Origin of the sequence: Actinomadura verrucosospora (assembly GCF_039540335.1) — a bacterium.
Taxonomy (GTDB): Bacteria; Actinomycetota; Actinomycetes; order Streptosporangiales; family Streptosporangiaceae; genus Spirillospora; species Spirillospora verrucosospora.
This window is the reverse complement of the sequence record NZ_BAABEV010000032.1, coordinates 1-19,786: the sequence shown is the minus strand read 5'-3', so window position 1 is coordinate 19,786 and position 19,786 is coordinate 1. Positions and strand designations below refer to the sequence as shown.

Here is a 19,786-nt window from a genome sequence, read left to right as displayed (position 1 = left end):
CCCCTCTACTCATACACTCGGCCCGGCGAAATGTCACGCCTCTTCGTCGTTCTTCGCAACGGCCCCGGCGACCTGGCCCGCGGCCTGGTCGAGAATGACCACGATCCATTCCGCCAGGCTCAGCTCCATCGCCTCGGCGGCCTCCTGCCAGCGGCGTTGGCGCTCAGCGATCACATCGATGCGGACGGTGGCCTCTTCCGGCTTCTTGTCCTCGCCGCCGTTGCGGATTCCTCGCAGGCGCTTTCTGAGTTCTCTTCTCGTCCATCCCAGCTCTGCCGCCTGCTGGAGCCAGTGCTCCTGCTCGGACGGCGGAAGTGCGGCCACCTCGGCGTGGTGCTGGAGGCTGAGTTGGTCCCGCCGGCGGGACCTCGGAATGCGGCGAGCGATCCAAGCGTAGTTCTTGAGCGTCTGGTAGTCGAGCGAGGTGGCCTCTATGGCCATCCGGTACCGGTTCGGGTAATGCCGCTCCCCGTAGATGAGCCAGTCGCCGAGCCACCAGCGCGAGCAGTCCGAAATCAGGGATATCTGGCGTCCGATCCGCTGCCATGTCTCGAACGGAAGCCGAGGAGGCAGCTCCAATCCGCTCCGCCGCGGCCTCGCCGACTGGTCGAGAACCATTCTTGCCGCGGAGACGCGGTTCGCCTCTTCAATGGGGGACCGATGAGGCGTTGTGTAGCGCTGCCCATTCCCGGAGCCGGACACGAATATCCTCCCGAACCGTCGCGAGACGCTGCGTTCTGCCGAATCAAGTCAGAAACTGGAGATGAATCTGCCGACCACGGCTTTCAAGAATCTTCTCGGCCGTGGCGAATGCGAAATCCCCGAGAGACTTGAGTTCGGCCCCCTCCGATCGCCCGCCATCGTCGGCCGCCCCCCTTCGATCGCGCCTAACGCCCGCCGGCCGCCCACCTGCGATCGTCTCCAGCCGTCGGAGTGAGCAGCAATGATGGTCATCGTCAAACTATTTGAGCAGGTTGTCAATAGGGCGTATCGGTGATTAACGCCTTGCCGAGGAGATCTCACCGAGATGCGCCTGGAACATTGACCTTTCAAACGTGTCTCACGTGGAGTGGGGCATTTCCGGCGTCGGACGAGGACGGTCCGGTCCCCGCACCTCCGAGCGGGCGACGGCGGCCTCCACGATCGCCGACACCCAGCCGACCTGCCCGCTCGCCCCCGGCTCCGCCAGCACGGCGCGGTGCAGGCGCGGCCACAGCCCGGCCCCGGTCCACGCCGCGAAGCGCCGGTGCGCGGTGGGCACGCTGACCCCGAACTCGGCCGGCAGATGCCGCCAGGCGCACCCGCTGGTCAGCACGTACACGATCGCGGTGAACACCGTCCGGTCGTCCACCGGCGCCGTCCCGCCGCCCTGCCGCCGCGGCGCGAACTCCGGGATCAGAGGGCCGACGATCTCCCACAGCTCATCCGGCACCAGCCGGATCGAAAGGTCCGACAACACGACACCGATCATGCCGCATCCACGACCGAGCCACATGAGACATGCTCTTAGTAGTCTCGAACAGACAAGCGAGGGAAGCCGCGCGGTCTGTTCACGTCGGCCCGAACAGCGCGAAGCCACGCTATGAAGTTGTCTCACCACAAAAGATCAGCTCAATGGCGTTCGGCTCTGCGTGATCTCGCTCATCGAGCCCGGGCGCGATGGCTCAGCGAAAAATCGTGAGGTTCGACGCCCGGGCCTGCGCGGCCGGCGCCGACCGGCCGGCCCTCATGGCGGCCACCGGGGCGCGGACCTGCTCCGGCGGCCGGTGCCGGTGGCGCGCCGGGATCGGAACGCCGGCGAGCGGGCAGCCTTGGGACCTGCCTCTAATTCCCCTGCCGGGCCGCCTGGTTCCGACCACGGGGCCGCCTCACCGGCAGAGAATGCACGCGGTCGTCAATGCCGCGCCCTGCCGCCTATCCCGTGACCGGCAATCCGCCCGCATAAAGTCGATGAGATCAAGCTGCGGGGCTTCCCATTCACGGCCGGGCCCGCGGGCCCCGGTGCGACGCCGAGGGGCCCGGGACGCCCACCGGCCGGTTCTCACCCCGTGCGTGCCCGCCAGGGACGACCCCTCATCCGGTAACGCCGCTCGTCACAAGCAGGCCGTGCATCACGAAAGGCGCGGCCTCCAACTGGAAGTCCATCATCGGATGGTGACGCTTGACCACACCCTGCAATGTGAGCAGGCTGAGCATGGGGAATATGAACTCCGGCTCCGCGTGGAGACGGTGTTTCCGCTGGAGATCGAACAGATCCAGGCAGAACGCGGGGAGATCGAAGTCCCGGGCCACCATTCCGGCATTTCGCACGACCAGGTCGGAGACCTCCGCGCGAAAGGCCGCGATATCCGTCTCCGGTTCCCTGCGCCGCACCGTCGACAGCAGGATGTCGGCGCACGCCTCGCCGTCTCCCTGGATCATGCCGGCGAAGAACCCGGTGAATCTCTCCCGGGCCTCGCGGCCCATACGGAAGACCAGACCGGCGTCCAGGAGCACGACGGTGCCGTCGGGCATGAAATAGGTGTTCCCCTGATGCAGGTCGACGTGAACGAAGCCCTCGACGAAGAGCATCCGGTAGACGGCGTGCACGAGCGCGGTGATCTGCGCCTCGCGGACTCGCGCGGGAAGAGTCTCGATCACGTCGCGGTCCAGGCCCTCGATGAACTCCATGGCGATGACCCCGTCCCCGCTCAGTTCGGGGATGGGCCGCGGGACGACGACGTCCGGCATGTCGGCCAGAGCGTCGTGCAGCCGCCGCAGGTTCGCCGCCTCCGCGCCGAAGTCGAGCTGGGCCATGAGGCAGTCGCCGACCTGGTCGACGATCTCCATGAACGGAACCCGCCGGAGCGCCGGGATCCGCGCGGCGACCCCGGCGGCGAACCGCAGCACCGCCATGTCCGCCGCGATCGCGGCGCCCGCGCCGGGGCGGCGGACCTTCACCGCCACCGCCCGGTCCCCGAGCTGCGCGCGGTACACGCAGGCGATCGAGCCGCCGGCCGCGGACGGCCCCCCGACCGCCCTCACGAACTCGGGCGGGGTCCGGCCGAGCCCGGCCCGGACGGTCCGCAGCGCCTCCGCGGGGGCCATCGGCTCCACGCTGTCGTGCAGCCTGCCGAGCGCGGCCGCGGCCGTCTCCCCCACGAGGTCCACGCGGGTGCCGAGGATCTGCCCGGCCTTCACGAAGGCCCCGCCCAGCTTTTCCAGGAGGCGCGCGGCCTCGGCGGCCAGCCGCGGCCCGCGGGTGCTCCTCGGTGACGTCGCGACGATGGCCGCCATACGGACCGCGGCGGCTCCCCCGAACGCGCCCAACCGGAAGGCCCGCGCCGCCAGGGAGCGGGCGGTGGCACGATCCACCACTCTCAGGCCGCCTTTCCGGAAAGCCCGTGCTCGAGCGCCTCCCGGAGTCGTGCGGGCCCGGCGTCGAAGGCCTCCTGCGGGACGGGGACCGGCTCCCCGACGCGGCGGAAGTCCGTCCAGCCGCCGGTGCGCATGCGGGAGGCCCGGACCCGCTCGGGCAGCCCGCCCACGTCCGGACGGCCCATCTCCACGACCTCCCAGCGGCGGAGCGGTTGCCGGAGACGCTCGACGGAGCGCGCGACGACCATTCCCGTCTCGTGGTCGATGGCCTCGGTGACGCTGAGACCGGGCGTGGTGACCGGCCCCAGATAGCACCGCGGCTCGGCCGCCGGCCACCGGCTCCAGGACATGTCGACCTCGACGTCCTCGGGATTGGAGCCCAGTCCGGGATAGCGCCAGGCCATGAGATCCAGATATCCGATGTCGGTCAGCGGAAGGCAGTCGAACAGATACCGCTCGACCAGGCGCACCGAATTCCTCATCGTGGGTATATGTGTTTCCACATCACATTTCCCAAGAGCGGGGTCCTCGGTTATCCAGACATGACTTCCGGCAAGTATCTGCGGCTGCAGAACGAATAGAGCCGTCACCGCCGAGTGGTCGACAAAACGGCGGCCTATCAGATAGCGCATGGGCCGCCGACCGATCGCGGCCTGGATGGCGAAGCCGTATGACGTCAGGCCGCCCGCGCTGAGATTCGGACGAACCGACCTGGTCATGCGCGCATGGTCCACTGATGGCACCTTCCCGATGACGGCCGCGACCGTGCTGTTCGCTTTCCGTCCTATCGGCGGTCAGAATCGGCTGGTGGTCTCATGTCGATGGCGATCACGTAGTGGGCTCATTACTCTGCGCCGGTGCAACGTCGTCGTCATGCCGTCACGGAATTCGAGGCGCTCGCCGCCAGTAAAAGCTATCGCCGCGACGGCGTCAAGATAGGACTTCCAAGTCCGGCGCGCGGCCGGCGGCGCGGCAGCGGAAGATCCGCCGTAGAACGCGGCATCGAGGCCCAGGGGTTCCGGTCGCAAGGGGTTTTACCGGCACGGGGTGCGGGCTATCGAGATGTGCCTTTGAAGAGCGGAAGGCGACCGCCGGCGCTCCCGGGAAGGGAGCTCTCTCAGGCCACCAGGCCGAGCAGGCGCGAGCAGCGGATGATCGCGTCCTCGTCGCCCTCCATGACGATCCGCTTGGTGAGCGTCGCCTCCAGCGGGTCGAGGCGCCCGGCGCCGATGTCGACGAAGGTCACCGCGTCCGTGTGGACCACGAGCGCCGGTTCGTCGGGCGCCTTCCCATGGGCGACCGCGACCTTGCCGTCCAGCACCGTGATGTGGAACACGTCGTCGTCGATGCGGAATTCGTACTGCTCGTCGGGGCCGTCCACGGTCGGGGCCGCCATCGCCTCCACCGCGAGAACCGCCCACCGGGGGCGCACGATGTACTCGGCCTTGGGCTCCGTGAGCACGCCGAGCCCCCACCGCGCGAGCACGAGCACCGCCTCGCGCAGGCCCTGCCCCTGCTCGGTGAGTTCGTACACCCGCACCTTCGAACCTTCGCGAGCCCGCTGCCGGATGATCCCGACCTCGGTGAGGAACTTCAGCCGGTCCGCCAGCAGGTTGGTCCCCAGACCGGGCAGGTTGGCCAGAAGCTCGTTGTAGCGGCAGGGCCCGGTGAGCAGTTCCCGGATGATGAGCAGCGTCCAGCGCTCGCCGACGATGTCCAGCGCACCGGCGAGGCCGCAGTACTGCCCGTAGTTCCGACGCTGATTCACGTGCCCGCACCGCCTCCCAGGTTCACTTTAGAAGTGTATACCCAGTTGGCCGCGCATCGCGGAACCTCGGCCGTGGCGGGGCGGCGCGTTCTCTCCCGCCTCCCCGCTCCTCACGGACCTCCGGCGGCCGGCCCCGCGCGAGGGCCCTCAGCTCTCCGTCGCGGCCCAGGCCTTCTTCGCGTTCTTCCACGTCGGGGAGTTGACCTCCTCCCAGGCTCGGCTGCGCAGCTCCTCCAGGACCTGCGACGGCACCACCGTTCCGGACATGTTCGCCCGGTAGATGTTCATCGTGTCCGGATCGAAGTCGCTGCGGAGATACCCCTCGGAGATCGCCGTGTCGAACAGCGGCGTCCCGGGGAGCGGGACCACGATGAAGAAGTTCGCGGCGTCGAGACCGTAGGAAACGTGGTCCCGGGCCAGCCGTATCGTGGTCTCGATCTCTTCCAGGGTCTCGTCCGGGTACCCCATCATGTAGTTGCCGAAAATCTTGAAACCGTAGTCTTTCAAGGCCACGATCAGCGATTCGATGTCGGCCATCTCGATGTTCAGCTTGTTGCTCGCGTACTTGCGCAGGATCCGCAGATTGCCCGACTCGAACGGAAGATTGAGCTGGGTGAAGCCGGCCTCGGCCAGGGCCTCAAGCACCTCGTGGTCGGGTTTCCACCGCTTGAGGAGGTGGATGATGTTGATGCCGTTCAGATCGCAGATGTCGACGCCGGCGCCCCGGATCTTCCTCAGCAGCCGCAGGGCGCGCTTCTTCTCCCCCAGGAGCGAGTCGTCCTCGATCATCACGTGCTCCACGCCCAGCCCCTTCAGGACGTCCAGCTCGCGCAGCACTCGATCGTCCGACTTGGTGCGGTAGCGCCCGATCGGCCCGCTCATGCTCCCCTCCTGCTCCCCCGCGATGTGGCAGTAGGCGCAGTGGAAGGGGCAGCCGAGCGAGGTCATCATGTCCGCGTAGCGCAGCTCCGTACCGGACTCCCACACGCCCGAGTGGGGCCGGGCGATGGTCCAGTACCGGTCGTTCGGCAACAGGTCCCAGGCCGGCATGGGAAGGGCGTCCAGATCCCAGACCACGTCGTCCGGGCGCGCGGGGTTGACGCGGATCCCGCCGGAGTCCCGGAACGCGACGCCGCTGATCCCGGCGAAGTCAGGGCGGGCCGACCTGCGCACCTCGTCGACGATCCTCGTGATCGTGCCCTCGGCCTCGGAGAGGCAGACGACGTCGAAACCGGCCTGGAAGAACTGCGGCAGCCGCGACCGGGCGTTGACCCCGCCCGAGACGAGGATCTTCTCCGGGAAGGCCGCCCGGATGAGCCGCGCGCAGTTCAGGACCATCGTCTCCTGGTCCGTGAAGATCGAGGTGATCCCCACGACGTCGTACTCCGCCGCCTCCTCCAGGATCCGCTCGTCGCTGACGCCCGTGCGCAGGAGGCCGCTCGGCAGCTGGACGGGCCTGTCGAACAGCCCTGCCAGCTCGTCGGAGTCGTCGCCCACGCACGCGTCGAAGACGCGCACGTCGACGCCGTGGTCGCGCAGGGCGCCGCCGAGGTTGGGGTAGGCGAGCGATCCGTTCGGCTTGCACACCGTCCCGGGGGCGCTCTGGTTCGGCGGGTACAGAAGCAGGACACGCACATCACGCAAGGCCATGTATGACTCCTCAACCGACGGCGTCCCGGTCCGTCCCGGCGTTCCGCCGGCGGACTCGCCGCCGCCGCACGCCGCGGACGCGGCCCCGGGGACCGCCCGGGCCCGCCATGCCATCTCACTGTACTATATGCTTCTAAAGTTAATAGCGCGGTGGTGTCCGTCTTCTCTGGAGGTACGTCGATGTCCCACGGGTCCTCCCCCGCCTCGCAGGGCCACGCCCTGACCGAGATCGACCGGTCCGCCGCCCCGGTGTACGTCAGATGGGAGCGGCAGCTCCCCGGGCTGATGGACCGGCTCGGCGTGGCACCGGTGGGCGTGGTGCAGGTCGGGGCGCATGTCGGACAGGAAGTGCCGGCGCTCGTCCGGTGCGGTTTCCGGCGGCTCGTCATGGTCGAGCCCAATCGCGACCACTCGGCGGCGCTCGCCCGCGAGCTCGGGCGCCACCTGTCCGGCCGGCCGGAGGGCGGCCGGCCCTCCCAGGAGGTCGTCATGGCCGCGGCTGGGCGGGAGCGCGGGACGGCCACCCTGCACGTCACGGAGTACGACCAGCAGGCCAGCCTGCTCGCGCCGCTGCCGCCGATGACGGTGACCCGGCTGGACACCACCGAGGTCGTCCCGGTGCGCGAGGTCCAGGACGGCTGCAACGTGCTCGTGGTGGACGCCCAGGGGGCGGAACTGGACGTGCTGGCGGGCGCGGACCTGGACCGGCTTGACCTGGCCGTGATCGAGGGCAGTGCGGAGGCCCGCTACCGCCGCGGGGCGACCCGGCAGGCCGTGGCGGCCTACATGCAGGACCGCGGCTGGCGGCTGGTGGCGAACTGGACCCACGCACGCGCCAACGTCGCCGACATGGCCTGGCTGGCCCCCTCGACCACCCTGCGCGCGGCGTACCGCGCCGACCCGAGCTGAGGGCGGGCCCCACGATGCGACTGCCACGATCGGCGCCCCATGCACGTCAGTGAGACGGCCGTCCCCGGGGCCTACGTCTTCACCTCCGACCACCACTCCGACCGGCGGGGCGGCTTCTTCGAGGTCATGCGCGCCGACGTCCTGGAGGCCGCGCTGGGGCGCCCGTTCGTCCCACGCCAGATCAACTGCTCGACGTCGCGGCGCAACACGCTCCGCGGGATCCGCGGCGTGGCCGTCCCGCCCGGACAGGCGAAGTACGTCACCTGCGTCAGGGGCGCGGTGCGCGACATCGTGGTCGACCTGCGGATCGGCTCCCCCGCCTTCGGGCACCACGCGGTCAACGAGCTGTACGCCGGGTCGGGCCGGAGCGTCTACGTCCCGGAAGGCGCCGGCCACGCCTTCCTGGCACTCACCGACGACACCTGCGTCTGCTACGCCCTGTCCAGCACCTACGCGCCCGAAGCCCAGATCTCCGTCAACCCGCTGGACCCCGATCTCGCGCTCCCCTGGGGGATCACGGAGCCGCCGCTGCTCTCCGACGGGGACGCGGCGGCGCCCACCATGGCCGAGTCCGTCTCCGCCGGTCTCCTGCCCCTCTGGCAGGAGACCGGCGCTCCTTCTCTGCGCCTGTGAGGAAGCAACCGATGAAAGCTCTGGTGCTGGCGGGTGGTTCGGGAATGCGGCTGCGCCCCTTCAGCCACTCCATGGCCAAGCAGCTGATGCCGATCGCCAACAGGCCGGTCCTGGAGTACGTCCTTCTCAACATCCGCGCCCTCGGCGTCACGGAGATCGGAATCATCGTCGGCGACCGCGCCCAGGAGATCATCGATTTCGCGGGCGACGGCTCCCGCTTCGGCGCGCGGGTGACCTACATCCACCAGAAGCGGCCGCTCGGTCTGGCGCACTGCGTGATCCTGGCCCGCCGCTTCCTCGCCGACGACGACTTCGTGATGTACCTGGGCGACAACATGCTGCCCCACGGCGTCGCCGACATCGCCGAGGACTTCGCCGCGCGGCGGCCCGACGCCCAGGTGCTGGTGCACAAGGTGGCCGACCCGCGCGCCTTCGGGGTGGTGGAGCTGGACGCCGAGGGACGGGTCGAGCGGCTGGTGGAGAAGCCGGCGGAGCCCCGGAGCGATCTGGGGCTCATCGGGGTGTACTTCTTCACCCCGGCCGTCCATGAGGCGGTGGCGTCGATCGAGCCGAGCGCGCGGGGGGAGCTCGAGATCACGGACGCCGTCCAGTGGCTGGTGGCCCGGGGCGCGGACGTGCGGGCCAGCGAGTACGGCGGCTACTGGAAGGACACCGGCCGCGCCGAGGACGTCCTGGACTGCAACCGCCGGCTCCTGGAGTCGCTGCAGCCCGGGATCGCCGGCGAGGTCGACGCGCACTGCCGGATCGACGGCGCGGTCGTCGTCGAGGCCGGGGCGCGGGTCGTGCGCTCCCGCATCGAGGGCCCCGTGATCGTCGGCGCGGGCTCGGTCGTCGAGGACAGCCACATCGGCCCCCGCACCTCGATCGGCCGGGGCTGCGTCCTGCGGCGCGCCGGCGTGGCCGGCTCCATCGTGCTCGACAACGCGTCGGTCTCCGGCTTCGCCGGGCTGCACGACTCGATCATCGGCCGCAACGCCAGCGTGAGCGCCTCGGCCCGGTTCAGCCTGGTCGTCGGCGACGACGCGCGGGTCGAGGTCCCGGCATAGCCCGGCCGGTGCGCGGGCCCCGGGCGGCGCCTCAGGCCCGGGCCGCGGACCGCCGGGCCCTCGCCTCCAGCCAGGCCTCATGGGCGCCCCGGACCTTCGTCCACAGCGCGGTCCGGTCCTGCGGGCCCACGTCCGCCAGCGGCAGGCCGAAGACCTCGGCGAGCGCCCCGTACCACTCGGCGGAGGTGCCGAGCTCCCTGGTCGTCGTGCCGGAGTCGTCGATGTGCCGCAGCATGCATCCGGTGAGGCCGTCGACGCTCGTCGCGTCGCGCCGCATCACCGCGACCGTCCGCACCAGGCGAGATTCGGGGTCGGTGGCCAGGTAGCGGTGCCATTCGGCGAAGTCCGCCGGGCTCGCGGGAGCCATCGAGAAGTCGAGCCCGGCGATCGCGCCGCCGCGGTCGTGGTCGAAGCGCCAGGCGCCGGGCTCGAACCGCGAGGGGCCGAGGTGGAAGGCGAAGGGTCCCTGGCGGTACGTCCCCGCGCGCAGCGGCAGGGGCTCGTGCAGCCCGTCGCCGAGGCCGACGTCCACCATCCAGTCCTCGCCCTCGACGCTCACGGTGAGCACCAGGTGCGGGGCCGGTTCGGCCGGTCCGACCTGGGGCAGCTTGCGGGCGGCGTGCACGCCGGCCCGGTGCCACGTGACGTCGTATCCGAGGGCGCCCAGCAGAGTGGAGAACGCGCCGTTGAGCTGCACGCAGTACCCGCCGCGTCCCTTCAGCACCTGGCGGGCCGCGTCACGCGGGTCCGCGGTGGTCGGCCGTCCCAGCTGGATCTCCAGCACTTCGTACGGCACCCGCTCCACGTGGGCCCGGTGCAGCGCGAAGAGTCCGGAGAGCGAGGGCTCGCCCGGGTCGCCGATGCCGAGGCGCTCCAGGTAGGCGGCGACGTAGCCGGGCCCGCCGGGGACAGGCGCGGTACCCGATGTGTACTGGTCGGCCATGACCCTCCGTCCGGAACCGGGTGCGGTCGCGCCACCACACGCACTTTACTTTAAAGTAGCACAAGCCGGACTCGCCCCTGGGAGGGCGCGGCGACCGTCCGCCGCTACGCGCGGCCGCGTCGCGAGTACGCGTACGCGGTGAGCGGGGCGAAGACCGCGACGAGGATCGCGCAGGCCAGGAACGCCCGGCCCATCTGGCCCGCGGTCTCGGTGCCCTGCATCAGCCCGCGCACGGCCGTCGCCGCGTGCGTGATCGGGTTGAACCCGATGACGGTCTGGAGCCACGACGGCATGGTCTCGCGCGGCGCGATGATGTTGCTGCCGAACAGCAGGACCGAGTCCAGCGTGATGATGAGCATCTGCGCCGACGCCGCCGTGCGCACCGCCACGCCGATCAGGGCCCAGATCCACGCGAGGCTGAAGGCGAACACCTGGAGGAACAGCAGCGCCAGCACGACGCCGCCCAGGCCGCCGTCGGGGCGGAAACCCAGCGCCAGCCCCAGCAGCAGCGGCACCACCGAGGCCACCGCGTACCGGACCACGTCCCCCAGCATCGCCCCGACCAGCACCGACGACTGCCACACCGGCAGCGACCGCACCCGGTCGAACACCCCCTGGTCGATGTCCACGTTCAGCACGAACCCCGTGTTCATGCTCGCGAGCACGATCGCGATGACCGAGACCCCGGGCAGGAAGAAGTCCAGGTACTCGCTCGGCGACCCCGCGATCGCCCCGCCGAAGAGGTAGGTGAACAGCAGGGTGAACATGACCGCCTGCAGCAGGGCGCCGAACAGCCCTTCGGGCGCCCGCTTGATCTTCAGCAGCGAGCGGAACGCGAAGGTCAGCGACGCCGAGAGCACGCCCGCCCTCGGCGGGCGCTCGCCGGGCGTCAGCAGGGGTCCGCGCACTCTCTCGCCCGCCACCGGCTGGGACGTCGTCATCTCGCCCGCCTCCCTCACTCCGCGCTGAGCCGTCCAGGCCAAATAATAAACCCGCAGCTTATATAAGACAAGTCTAATGACCCGTCGGCGGAGCCGCCCCGGAGCCGATCAGGCGTGGTCCCGGTGGTAGAAGTCCTCGATGTACTTCACGAAGGGGTCCCTGTCGAGATAGCCGTCCCCGTCCTCGTCGAGCCGCTGGAACCCGGCGAGGCTCTCCAACTGCGGGTAGCCCGTCGCCGAATGCGTCGTCATCCACACCTGGAGGGACACCCGCGCGTCGGCGTCCGCGCCCATGTCGAACACCGCGACGCCCCAGGGGATGGCGACGTCCTCGATGAATCCCGGCCGCTCGTGCGAGGCGACCCACTGCTCGCGGCTCACCTTCTTGTCCCCCGCCTCGTCGACGCTCCCCTCCAACCGCTGGAACAGGCGGTTGGACGGCCGCGTTATCGCCAGCCACTGCGGGGAGCCGGGCGACACGTGCAGCGCGCGGCACCACCGCTGCACGAGCAGGTCGACGTCGGTCTGCTCGATGACGCCGTCGCCGTCGTGGTCGAACGCCTTGAAGAGGGCTTCGTACTCTTCGGCAGTGGCCATGCGGAACACTCCTCGGGTCGGAACGCGCGGCGCGCGGCGCCGCCGGTCAGGCCTCCGTCCCCCGCAGCACGGGGTCGAGGCGGTTCAGGAGGATCGATCTCCACGCGGTCTCGTGCTCGTCCCTCGTCCGGTCGTCGGGGAAGCCCGCGTGCGTCAGGCGCAGCAGGGAGCCGCCGGGACGGGGCGACAGCTCGACGGTCAGCACCGTCTCGACCCCGCGGGTCCCCGCCTCGTTGAGCCACGTGAGTTCGAGCAGCCGGTCCGGGTCGACCCGGAGGAACCGGCCGTAGTGCGGATGCCGCCGGCCCTCGTGGAACGTCTGGAAGAAGTAGGGCGCGTCGACCTCGGCCTTCATCACGATCTCGCCCGGCTGGGCGAACCACCGGTCGAACCGCTCCGTCCAGGCGCGGAACACCGCGGCGGCCGGCGCGGCCGCGGGGTGCTCCACGATCGCTCGGTACGGCCTGGCCGACAGGTCGGGCGGGCAGATCGGCGGCGTCACGAACCCCTCCAGCTCGCTAGACACTTGAACTATATATAGTAATCTCCTGGAGGAGTAGACCGGAGACCGCCTCGTCGGCGCCCCGGTCCCGCCCCCGGGAGGATTCCACCATGCGCGTGCTGTTCATCTCCGTTCCCGCGGCCGGCCACGTCTTCACGCTCGTGCCCCTGGCCTGGGCCTTCCGCTCCGCGGGCCACGAGGTGCTCGTGGCGCTCGCGGAGCGCCCCGAGTGGGCGGCCGGGGCCGGGCTGCCCGTGGTCGACGTGGCGCCGGGCTACAGCGCCGTGACGATCGCGCAGAAGGTACTCGAGGACGATCCCGGATTCGCGGAGACGTGGTTCCGGAGTGTCGGGCCGGACAGGGACATCTCCCCCCGGGCGCCCATGTTCGCCGGGTTCAACCGGCCGCTGGTCGCCGGGACCATGGAGGTGGTCGACCAGTGGCGCCCGGACCTCGTCGTCTACGAGCAGACGACCACGGTCGGGGCCATGGCGGCGGCCAGGCTCGGCGTCCCGGCCGTCCAGCGGAACCTGGGGCCCTTCACCACCGGGCGGACCCACCAGCTGACGGCCGGGCTGCTGCCGGACCTGTGCGAGGAGTACGGGGTCCCGGCCATCCCGCGGCCCGCGATGATCCTGGAGCGGCTGCCGCCGAGCATGCTGCACGCCAGGCCCGAGGGCGGGTTCATGGGCGGGCACTCCTACGACGGCGGCGGCGTCCTCGGCGGGCTGTGGCGCCAGCGGCCGCAGCGGCCGCGAGTCGTGCTCTCGCTCGGCGGCGGCTTCTCGGCCAAGTTCTTCGGGCTCGGCACTCTGCCGCCGGTCATCGAGGCCGCGTCGAAGGTGGACGCCGACTTCGTGCTCGCGCTCGGCAACGTCGACACCTCGGCCCTGGGCACGCTGCCGCCGAACGTCCGGCCCGCCGACGGCTGGGTCCCCTTCGGCGAGCTGTTCCGGACGTGCTCGGCGGTCGTGCACCACGGCGGCGCCAACACGGTCATGTCCGCGGTGGAGGCCGGCATTCCCCAGATGGTCGCCCTGGACCCGCAGGACGTGGCCTCGGAAGCCATCGGGCAGGACGTGCGCGACCGGGGCATCGGCCTGACGGCGCCCGCCGAGGAGATCACCGCGACGATGCTGGAGCGCCTGCTGGAGGACGAGACGCTGCGGACGGCGACCGCCGAGGTCCACACCGAGGTCGCGGGCCTGCCGTCCCCCGCGGCGGTCGCCGCCGAGCTGGCCGGCCTCGTCGCGCGCCTGTAGCCCGTCCCCCCGTCCGCCCGCCCGTCGCGAGTCGAGGCCCGGGGCGGGCGGCCTGGCGGATCAGGCCTTCCGCGGTGCCCGGTCCCCCGCCGTGCCGCGCGGCTCGCGCCGGCCCCTGGCGACCTCCGTGGCCAGGGCGTCGAGGGGCTGGGCCCAGAACCCGCGGAACTGCTCCAGCCACGTGTCGACCTCGCGCAGGGGCGCGGGGTCGATCGCGTACAGCCGCCTCGTCCCCTCGGCCCGGACCGAGGCGAACCCGTGGTCGCGCAGCACCTTCAGGTGCTGCGACACCGCCGGCTGGGAGATGCCGAACTCCTCCTGGATGACGGCGCAGATCTCCCCGGAGGAGTGCCCGCCGGCGGACAGCAGCTCCAGGATGCGGCGGCGGACCGGATCGCCGAGAACATCGAACGCGTGCACGGGATAATAATAGCAAACTTATATAACTCGGCCTCGAACGCGGGCGGAGGCCGGGCGTGCGCCCGGTGCGGCTACCGGGCGCCGAAGAGGCCGCGGTTCAGGACGGGCTTCGCCGTCTCCTGGAAGTCGATCTCCGGGTCGAGCTCGCGGATGGTCCCCTCGATGACGAGCAGGGACAGCAGCGGGAAGATCAGCTCGGGCGCGGCGTGGATGCCGAACCGGCGCTGCAGGTCGAACATCTCCGCGGCGAAGGCGATCAGGCTGAACTCCTTGGCGGGCAGGCCGTGGCTGCGCTCGACCAGGTCGGCCATCCGCACGATGAAGCCGTCGAGGTCGGCGTCGTCGCGCACCCCCGCCGAGCTCTCGATGACGATCTCGGCGCAGCGGCTGCCCCGGCCGGTGGACATGTTCATGAAGAACTCCGCGAACAGCCGGCGCAGGCGCTCGGTCAGCTGCACGCTGAACCCGGCGTCGAGCACGACGACCTGCCCCTGGCGGGTGAAGTAGAGGTTCCCCGGGTGCATGTCGCAGTGCACGAAGCCGTCGACGAACAGCATCTGGTAGATCGCGGTCAGCGCCGACGCCGCGAACCGCCGGCGCACCGCCGGAGGGCACTTCGCCGCGGCGCCCACGTCCAGGTCCGGGATGAACTCCATGACGATGCAGCGCGGCCGCGACTCCGCCTGGTGCACCTGCGGAACCCACACCCGGGGCACGGGCGCCAGGTTGTCGCGCAGCCGCGTCAGGCTGTCGGCCTCGCGGGTGAAGTCCAGCTGCCCGAGGACGGCGGCGCACATGCTGTCCACCACGTCGGTGACCGGAACGCCGCGGAACACCGGCAGGCGGGCGGCCAGCGCGGCGCCCGCCCTCATCAGCGCGAGGTCCTGCCTCATCACCCGGTCGATGCCGGGGCGGCGCAGCTTGATCGCCACCTGGCCTCCGGACGCGAGCGAGCCCCGGTACACGGAGGCGACGCTCCCGCTGGCGACGGGCCGCTCCTCGACGTGCGCGAAGCGCCCCTCGGCGGCCCGCGGGCCGTAGGCCTCCGCGAAGGCGCGGCGCGTCTCGGCGCGGTTCAGCGGCGCCACCGAGTCCTGGAGGACGGACAGCTCGTCGCAGAGAGCCGCGGGGAGCACGTCCCTGCGGGTGCCGAGCACCTGACCGGCCTTGATGAAGGTGGGGCCGAGCCTCATCAGCAGGACGGCGGTCCGCCGGTAGAGGTACCGGCGTCCCGCCGTGCGGCCGCGCGTCGCCGTCCGGACGAGCCCGGCGACCACGGCCGGCACCAGGGTCACGGCGACGATCGCCATCACCCGCGCGCCCCGGCCCGCGAGCGCGAGCGGCGCGGGGGCCTCGCGCACGGCGGGGGTCGGCTCCGTGCGCCGCTCAGCGCCTGTCGTCGTCATGGCTCTGCCTGCCTCCGGTGATTCCGGGCACCTCGATCGCCCGCAGCTGGAGGGTCGCGTGGTCGCAGTACCAGATCAGCTGGCCGTCCCAGGCGATCCCGGTGGGACTGCCGTTGACGGTGATCGACGCCACCTCGCGCCCCTGCTTCAGATCGACCAGGTTGATGGAGCATCCGCGGTAGTCGGCGTACGCCAGGTAGTCGTCGGAGACGGTGACCCCGGCGACCGGACGGCGCACCGGGAAGCTGGCGATCAGCCGCAGGTCCTCGACGCTTCGCAGGTCGACGACCTGGAGGTCCTCGTATCCCGTCCACACGCCCTGGCTCGTGGCCTCGAGCCCGCACAGGTGCCGCCCCGGCCGCGGGTTCGGCAGTTCGCCGACGACGTCCCCGGACTCGGGGTCGATGACCCGCAGGGTCCGCCGATCGCCCACGACCTGGACGAGGCTGCCGCCGATCGTGGTCAGGTCCGTGCGGACGCCGGGGCACGGGATCCTCCGCACCACCTCGCCGGTCCGGGGGTCCATCGCCGCGATCTGGTTCTGCACGGCCTCGGAGTACCAGAGGTACTGCCCGGTCCAGGTCAGCCCGCACAGTTTCAGGCCGCCGCGAACCGGGATGTCGCGCACCGACCCCGCCGCGTAAGGCATCAGCGCCCTCCCTTCCTGCTGAGGCCGCACTCAAGCCGCCAGTCGGTGGCCACCCGCACGTCTTCGGGCCGGTGCATCCGGACGTGCAGCACGTCCCCCGCCGCCACCGCGGTGTGCCGCAGCGGCCAGATCCAGACCGCCCAGTTGCAGCCCGGATACGAGGGGAGGTTGGACAGCGTCACGCCCGGGGCGAGGGTGGCCGTGAAGTATCCGGCGATGGCGTGCAGCCGGCCGGCCCGGTTGATCGTCAGCCGCCGGCTCGGCCGCTGCTCCTCCCCCTTGCCGCCGCGCTGGTCGGCGATGGCCGCCGGCTCGCTGAGCAGCGTGGGCGGGCGCTGGAAGAAGTGCAGCTGGGCGGCGGGGGCTACAGATTCCTGAACCGCGTCCAGCCGGTAGCCGAGGAAGTCCTCGTTCCAGAGCCCCCAGCCCTCGCCGTCGAACTCGATGGCGGCCAGCCGGGTGACCAGCCGCTCCGGAACGATCCTGCCGCCGGGGGCGAGGTTGCGCCGCGCGAAGGAGCCGAGGACCTCCATCATCTGCTCCTCCGGCCCGAGGTTGCCCATCATCTCCGAGACCACGACGTCCGTCTTGACCGGCAGCCGTACCCGGCGCGCGTCCGCGTGGACGAGGGTGAGCCTGCCCTTGAGGTCGTTCTGCTCGGCGATCCTGGCCGCGACCTGGGCCATCTCAGGGTCGGCCTCGACGGCGTAGACGTGCTCGGCGCCGCACCGCAGCGCGAGCATGGACAGCGCCAGCGTCCCCGCCCCCACGTCGGCCACGACTCCGCCGGGCGGGATCGCGTCCTCCAGGGCCCGCTCGTAGGCCTCCAGCCGGGGCCGGTCGGCGAGCATCGCCTGGTGCATCAGCAGCAGTCGCTGGTCCACGACGCCTCCCCTTCTCAGGTGCCCGGAACGGCCGGCGGGGCGGGCCGCACGCGCGTCCCGGCGGGACTGGAACTATTGGAATTTCCATCAGATCCAGTCCCGCCGGTCGCGTCAAGAGGCTCGCGGGAAACCTCAGATGTTGACCGCCGCCGTCTCGCCGACGTGGGCGTCGCGCATCGCCAGCCGGACGCCGGTCAGCCGTGCCTTGACCGTGCCGTCGGTGGTGACGAGCGGCGAGTCCGCGCCGACCATGCGCAGCTCGCTGCCGGTGGCCTCGAGGTCCCTGAGCTTGCCGGACACGTGGGCGGGCCGGGCCGCGTACAGGTTGCCGTGCGGCGTGACCAGCTCGAACTCGGCGTCGATGTTCAGCTCGCTCGGGAACCTGACCCGGCTGAGGCTGTCCTCGGTGCCGTCGCCCAGCGTGCCGCCCGACGGCCGCGGCCAGCTGGCCCGCAGCATCACGCGGCCGCCGAGGGCCTCGTTGTGGCCGACCATGGCGACCCGGGCCATCTGGGCGAGCACGCCCTGGCCCTCGTCGTGCTTGTCGGGGCCGAACAGGAGGATCTCCGTGCCGGCGGCCTTGCGGTAGTCGCCCTCCAGCTCGATGACCTCGGTCTTGCCGTTGACCTCGACCTCGATCTGCCCCTCCAGGGAGACCTGCATGATCATGGAGGGGTCGACCAGCATCGACATGCAGGGGCCGGCGCTCGCGGCGAAGAACACCGTGGGCGTCAGGCCGACCGGCTCGTTCTGGTCGTTGGCCGGGTACCAGGCCTCGGGCAGGGTGGTCCCGCGGACCACGTTGGGCGCCTGCACCACGTCGAACGGACCGTCACCGCGCGGGCTGCCCAGGTACGGGCCGGTCAGCGGCTTCTTGTACGGCGGGATGCTGTCCACCACGCCGTAGATGTCGATGACGTTGCGGTGGGCCAGCCGCAGGGTGCTGGTCTCCAGGATGCCGAAGCGCCGGATGTAGAACTCGGCCGGGAAGTTCTTGCCCGGGACGATCTGGCGCACGTGGCCGGAGTTGGGGAGGAACGGGTTGGACAGCACCTGGATGCGGTCGTCCAGCTCGTAGCTGTACCCCTTGATGCCGACCTCGGGCGCGCTGATCAGCTCGGTCTCCAGCTCGGCGTGGCCCTTCTCGTCCACCCGGTGCTCGAAGCCCGGCATCGGCCACTTGTTCAGCTGGACGAAGCCGGACAGGTTGATGGTCTCCCGCCGGCCGGCGTAGTAGTCGTCGCCGAAGACGACGGTGGCCGCGGCGAGGATGTGCGGACGAATCGGCTTGGGTTCGAGGTTGAGGGACTCGTACGTCTCACGGAGAGAGCTCAAACCAGACACCTCCAGCGTCTGTCGAGAACGTGTGGTGGGCCACTGCCTGGTCCGCGGATCGATGACGGGGCCCTGTCGCTGAAGTTTTATATAGCGATTCCCCCTCGTCAACCCCTCTTCGGGACGCCTCTCCGCGGCCCGGGACGGCCGAGGATTTCACTGGCCACTTAACTGACCAGCTCAAAGCGAGCGCGACGAGAGGGTGGGGCCGGCGCGCGCGCCTTGGAAATGAGAAGGATGTTGCTACAATTTATTAAAGTTTCTCGGAGAACCGCGGAGGGACCGGGGCCATGTGCGCGCTCAAGACCACGCCGGTGACGGCGGAACTGTACGACTACCTCACGGCGCACAGCCTCCCCCCGGACGACGCGCAGCGCCGCCTCATGGAGCGGACCGCCCGGCTCGGCCCGGTGGCGCGGATGCAGATCGGGCCTGACGAGGGAGCGTTCCTGACGCTGCTGACCAGGCTCATCGGCGCCCGCCAGGCGATCGAGATCGGCACGTTCACCGGGTACTCGTCGCTCTGCATCGCCCGCGGGCTCGCCCCCGGCGGCCACCTGCTGTGCTGCGACGTCGACGAGGAATGGGGCCGCATCGCCCGGGAGGCGTGGGAGCAGGCCGGGGTGGCGGACCGGATCCGGCTGCGGCTCGGCCCCGCACTCGACACGCTACGGGCGCTCCCCCCGGATCCGGTGTTCGACCTCGCCTTCATCGACGCCGACAAGGAGAACTACGTCGCCTACTACGAGGAGCTGGTCCCGCGCATGCGGCCGGGAGGCGCCGTCCTGGCCGACAACGTCCTGTGGCGCGGCCATGTCGTCGACCCCGTCGACGACACTCCTCCCGAGGAGCTCTCCGCGACCAGGCGCGCGAGGGACGCCGACACCCGGGCGATCCGCGAGTTCAACGCCCATGTCGCCGCGGACGGCCGGGTCGAGGCGGTCATCCTCTCGATCGGGGACGGCGTCACGCTGATCCGCAGACGGGACTGACCGCGCTTGGAACGCTCATGCCCGACGCCCACCCGGTGCCGCGGGAGGACGGAGCCCCGGGGCGGCCCCGTCCGCGGGACGGCCGGGACGCCGCCGGGTGGAGTCCCGGCCGGCGCCGCGGGTACTCGTGCGGGCCGCCGGGCCGTTCGGCGGGAGCCGGAGCCAGGGCGTCGACCATGGGATGGTTTTCGAGAGACATGGGTCCCCTCCAGGTCGAGGCCGTCGTGCGGACGGCCGGCCGGGCCCGCGGCCTCCCGGGCTCTTACGCCCATTGCGAACAGCCGCCGATCCTCGCCAAATCACTTTAGAATCTGATAGTAACCGGCACCCCCGGGAGGAGCGAGGAGATGTTCGAGAGGTTCACCGACCGCGCGCGGCGGGTTGTCGTTCTGGCTCAGGAAGAGGCCAGGATGCTCAACCACAACTACATCGGTACCGAGCACATCCTCCTGGGTCTGATCCACGAGGGTG

The 19,786-nt window shown here is 70.8% G+C and carries 21 protein-coding genes; 6 read left to right on the top strand and 15 right to left on the bottom strand.

The annotated features are described in order from the left end of the window. Positions 1-33: 33 nt before the first annotated feature. The 6 genes from ABD944_RS28745 to ABD944_RS28720 all read right to left on the bottom strand — a co-directional run bounded on the left by ABD944_RS28745 (position 34) and on the right by ABD944_RS28720 (position 6,775). The gene (locus tag ABD944_RS28745) at positions 34-579 is read right to left on the bottom strand and encodes an LmbU family transcriptional regulator (RefSeq protein ID WP_345182029.1); all 546 of its coding nucleotides are present in this window, start codon (positions 577-579) and stop codon (positions 34-36) included. A 481-nt stretch (positions 580-1,060) separates the two neighbouring features. Beyond that, positions 1,061-1,459: a transposase gene (locus ABD944_RS28740; protein ID WP_345182027.1), complete on the bottom strand. Its 399-nt coding sequence runs from the start codon at positions 1,457-1,459 to the stop codon at positions 1,061-1,063. A gap of 614 nt (positions 1,460-2,073) precedes the next feature. Further along, positions 2,074-3,354: an ABC1 kinase family protein gene (locus tag ABD944_RS28735; RefSeq protein ID WP_345182024.1), complete on the bottom strand. Its 1,281-nt coding sequence runs from the start codon at positions 3,352-3,354 to the stop codon at positions 2,074-2,076. A 5-nt stretch (positions 3,355-3,359) separates the two neighbouring features. Next, on the bottom strand, positions 3,360-3,839 hold the full coding sequence (locus tag ABD944_RS28730) for a hypothetical protein (protein ID WP_345182022.1): 480 nt from the start codon (positions 3,837-3,839) through the stop codon (positions 3,360-3,362). A 635-nt stretch (positions 3,840-4,474) separates the two neighbouring features. After that, the gene (locus ABD944_RS28725) at positions 4,475-5,125 is read right to left on the bottom strand and encodes a winged helix-turn-helix transcriptional regulator (protein ID WP_345182019.1); all 651 of its coding nucleotides are present in this window, start codon (positions 5,123-5,125) and stop codon (positions 4,475-4,477) included. A 147-nt stretch (positions 5,126-5,272) separates the two neighbouring features. After that, positions 5,273-6,775, bottom strand: coding sequence for a B12-binding domain-containing radical SAM protein (locus ABD944_RS28720; protein ID WP_345182017.1), 1,503 nt, complete (start codon positions 6,773-6,775; stop codon positions 5,273-5,275). A 180-nt stretch (positions 6,776-6,955) separates the two neighbouring features. Between ABD944_RS28720 and ABD944_RS28715 the strand changes: the two genes are divergently transcribed. Genes ABD944_RS28715 through ABD944_RS28705 form a run of 3 tightly spaced genes read left to right on the top strand, consistent with a single transcriptional unit; the run spans position 6,956 to position 9,384 of the window. Then, positions 6,956-7,684 carry an FkbM family methyltransferase gene (locus ABD944_RS28715; protein ID WP_345182015.1) on the top strand — a complete coding sequence of 243 codons (729 nt, stop codon included), beginning with the start codon at positions 6,956-6,958 and terminating at the stop codon, positions 7,682-7,684. A 39-nt stretch (positions 7,685-7,723) separates the two neighbouring features. Then, positions 7,724-8,317, top strand: coding sequence for a dTDP-4-dehydrorhamnose 3,5-epimerase family protein (locus ABD944_RS28710; RefSeq protein ID WP_345182012.1), 594 nt, complete (start codon positions 7,724-7,726; stop codon positions 8,315-8,317). Positions 8,318-8,328: 11 nt separating this feature from the next. After that, a complete protein-coding gene (locus ABD944_RS28705) occupies positions 8,329-9,384 on the top strand; it encodes a glucose-1-phosphate thymidylyltransferase (RefSeq protein WP_345182009.1) in 1,056 nt (351 codons plus the stop codon). A 31-nt stretch (positions 9,385-9,415) separates the two neighbouring features. Here the strand turns inward: ABD944_RS28705 and ABD944_RS28700 are convergent, their stop codons facing one another. The 4 genes from ABD944_RS28700 to ABD944_RS28685 form a co-directional block, all read right to left on the bottom strand. Continuing rightward, positions 9,416-10,327 (bottom strand): arylamine N-acetyltransferase family protein, encoded by a 912-nt coding sequence (locus tag ABD944_RS28700; RefSeq protein ID WP_345182007.1) that lies wholly within the window; start codon positions 10,325-10,327, stop codon positions 9,416-9,418. A 104-nt stretch (positions 10,328-10,431) separates the two neighbouring features. Further along, positions 10,432-11,268 carry an ABC transporter permease gene (locus tag ABD944_RS28695; RefSeq protein ID WP_345182004.1) on the bottom strand — a complete coding sequence of 279 codons (837 nt, stop codon included), beginning with the start codon at positions 11,266-11,268 and terminating at the stop codon, positions 10,432-10,434. Positions 11,269-11,376: 108 nt separating this feature from the next. After that, positions 11,377-11,865 carry an EF-hand domain-containing protein gene (locus ABD944_RS28690; RefSeq protein ID WP_345182002.1) on the bottom strand — a complete coding sequence of 163 codons (489 nt, stop codon included), beginning with the start codon at positions 11,863-11,865 and terminating at the stop codon, positions 11,377-11,379. A gap of 46 nt (positions 11,866-11,911) precedes the next feature. Beyond that, the gene (locus ABD944_RS28685; protein WP_345182000.1) at positions 11,912-12,391 is read right to left on the bottom strand and encodes an SRPBCC family protein; all 480 of its coding nucleotides are present in this window, start codon (positions 12,389-12,391) and stop codon (positions 11,912-11,914) included. 86 nt (positions 12,392-12,477) lie between these two features. Between ABD944_RS28685 and ABD944_RS28680 the strand changes: the two genes are divergently transcribed. Then, positions 12,478-13,629, top strand: coding sequence for a nucleotide disphospho-sugar-binding domain-containing protein (locus ABD944_RS28680; protein ID WP_345181998.1), 1,152 nt, complete (start codon positions 12,478-12,480; stop codon positions 13,627-13,629). A 60-nt stretch (positions 13,630-13,689) separates the two neighbouring features. Here the strand turns inward: ABD944_RS28680 and ABD944_RS28675 are convergent, their stop codons facing one another. From ABD944_RS28675 to ABD944_RS28655, 5 genes are all read right to left on the bottom strand, one after another. After that, positions 13,690-14,049 (bottom strand): ArsR/SmtB family transcription factor, encoded by a 360-nt coding sequence (locus tag ABD944_RS28675; RefSeq protein WP_345181996.1) that lies wholly within the window; start codon positions 14,047-14,049, stop codon positions 13,690-13,692. Between the two features lie 71 nt (positions 14,050-14,120). Next, the gene (locus ABD944_RS28670) at positions 14,121-15,455 is read right to left on the bottom strand and encodes an ABC1 kinase family protein (RefSeq protein ID WP_345181994.1); all 1,335 of its coding nucleotides are present in this window, start codon (positions 15,453-15,455) and stop codon (positions 14,121-14,123) included. Beyond that, complete coding sequence (locus ABD944_RS28665) at positions 15,436-16,104, bottom strand: NHL repeat-containing protein (RefSeq protein WP_345181992.1); 669 nt, start codon at positions 16,102-16,104, stop codon at positions 15,436-15,438. The genes ABD944_RS28670 and ABD944_RS28665 overlap by 20 nt, the downstream gene beginning before the upstream one ends. Beyond that, positions 16,104-16,988: a class I SAM-dependent methyltransferase gene (locus ABD944_RS28660; RefSeq protein ID WP_345181989.1), complete on the bottom strand. Its 885-nt coding sequence runs from the start codon at positions 16,986-16,988 to the stop codon at positions 16,104-16,106. Before ABD944_RS28660 ends, ABD944_RS28665 begins: the two co-directional genes overlap by 1 nt. 132 nt (positions 16,989-17,120) lie before the next feature. Then, a complete protein-coding gene (locus ABD944_RS28655; RefSeq protein ID WP_185024253.1) occupies positions 17,121-18,323 on the bottom strand; it encodes a DUF6004 family protein in 1,203 nt (400 codons plus the stop codon). Between the two features lie 290 nt (positions 18,324-18,613). Here ABD944_RS28655 and ABD944_RS28650 point away from each other — a divergent pair, with 290 nt between their 5' ends. After that, positions 18,614-19,315 carry an O-methyltransferase gene (locus tag ABD944_RS28650; protein ID WP_345181985.1) on the top strand — a complete coding sequence of 234 codons (702 nt, stop codon included), beginning with the start codon at positions 18,614-18,616 and terminating at the stop codon, positions 19,313-19,315. A 347-nt stretch (positions 19,316-19,662) separates the two neighbouring features. Continuing rightward, positions 19,663-19,786: Clp protease N-terminal domain-containing protein (locus ABD944_RS42560; RefSeq protein WP_139578418.1), on the top strand; the 124-nt coding region annotated here is incomplete at its 3' end.

Bases quoted from the DNA above. Each gene is read 5' to 3' on its own strand.
- ABD944_RS28650 (WP_345181985.1), top strand. From the start codon at position 18,614: ATGTGCGCGCTCAAGACCACGCCGGTGACGGCGGAACTGTACGACTAC.
- ABD944_RS28695 (WP_345182004.1), bottom strand. From the start codon at position 11,268: ATGACGACGTCCCAGCCGGTGGCGGGCGAGAGAGTGCGCGGACCCCTG.
- ABD944_RS28720 (WP_345182017.1), bottom strand. From the start codon at position 6,775: ATGGCCTTGCGTGATGTGCGTGTCCTGCTTCTGTACCCGCCGAACCAG.
- ABD944_RS28730 (WP_345182022.1), bottom strand. From the start codon at position 3,839: ATGAGGAATTCGGTGCGCCTGGTCGAGCGGTATCTGTTCGACTGCCTT.
- ABD944_RS28665 (WP_345181992.1), bottom strand. From the start codon at position 16,104: ATGCCTTACGCGGCGGGGTCGGTGCGCGACATCCCGGTTCGCGGCGGC.
- ABD944_RS28680 (WP_345181998.1), top strand. From the start codon at position 12,478: ATGCGCGTGCTGTTCATCTCCGTTCCCGCGGCCGGCCACGTCTTCACG.
- ABD944_RS28690 (WP_345182002.1), bottom strand. From the start codon at position 11,865: ATGGCCACTGCCGAAGAGTACGAAGCCCTCTTCAAGGCGTTCGACCAC.
- ABD944_RS28715 (WP_345182015.1), top strand. From the start codon at position 6,956: ATGTCCCACGGGTCCTCCCCCGCCTCGCAGGGCCACGCCCTGACCGAG.
- ABD944_RS28705 (WP_345182009.1), top strand. From the start codon at position 8,329: ATGAAAGCTCTGGTGCTGGCGGGTGGTTCGGGAATGCGGCTGCGCCCC.
- ABD944_RS28670 (WP_345181994.1), bottom strand. From the start codon at position 15,455: ATGACGACGACAGGCGCTGAGCGGCGCACGGAGCCGACCCCCGCCGTG.
- ABD944_RS28710 (WP_345182012.1), top strand. From the start codon at position 7,724: ATGCACGTCAGTGAGACGGCCGTCCCCGGGGCCTACGTCTTCACCTCC.
- ABD944_RS28700 (WP_345182007.1), bottom strand. From the start codon at position 10,327: ATGGCCGACCAGTACACATCGGGTACCGCGCCTGTCCCCGGCGGGCCC.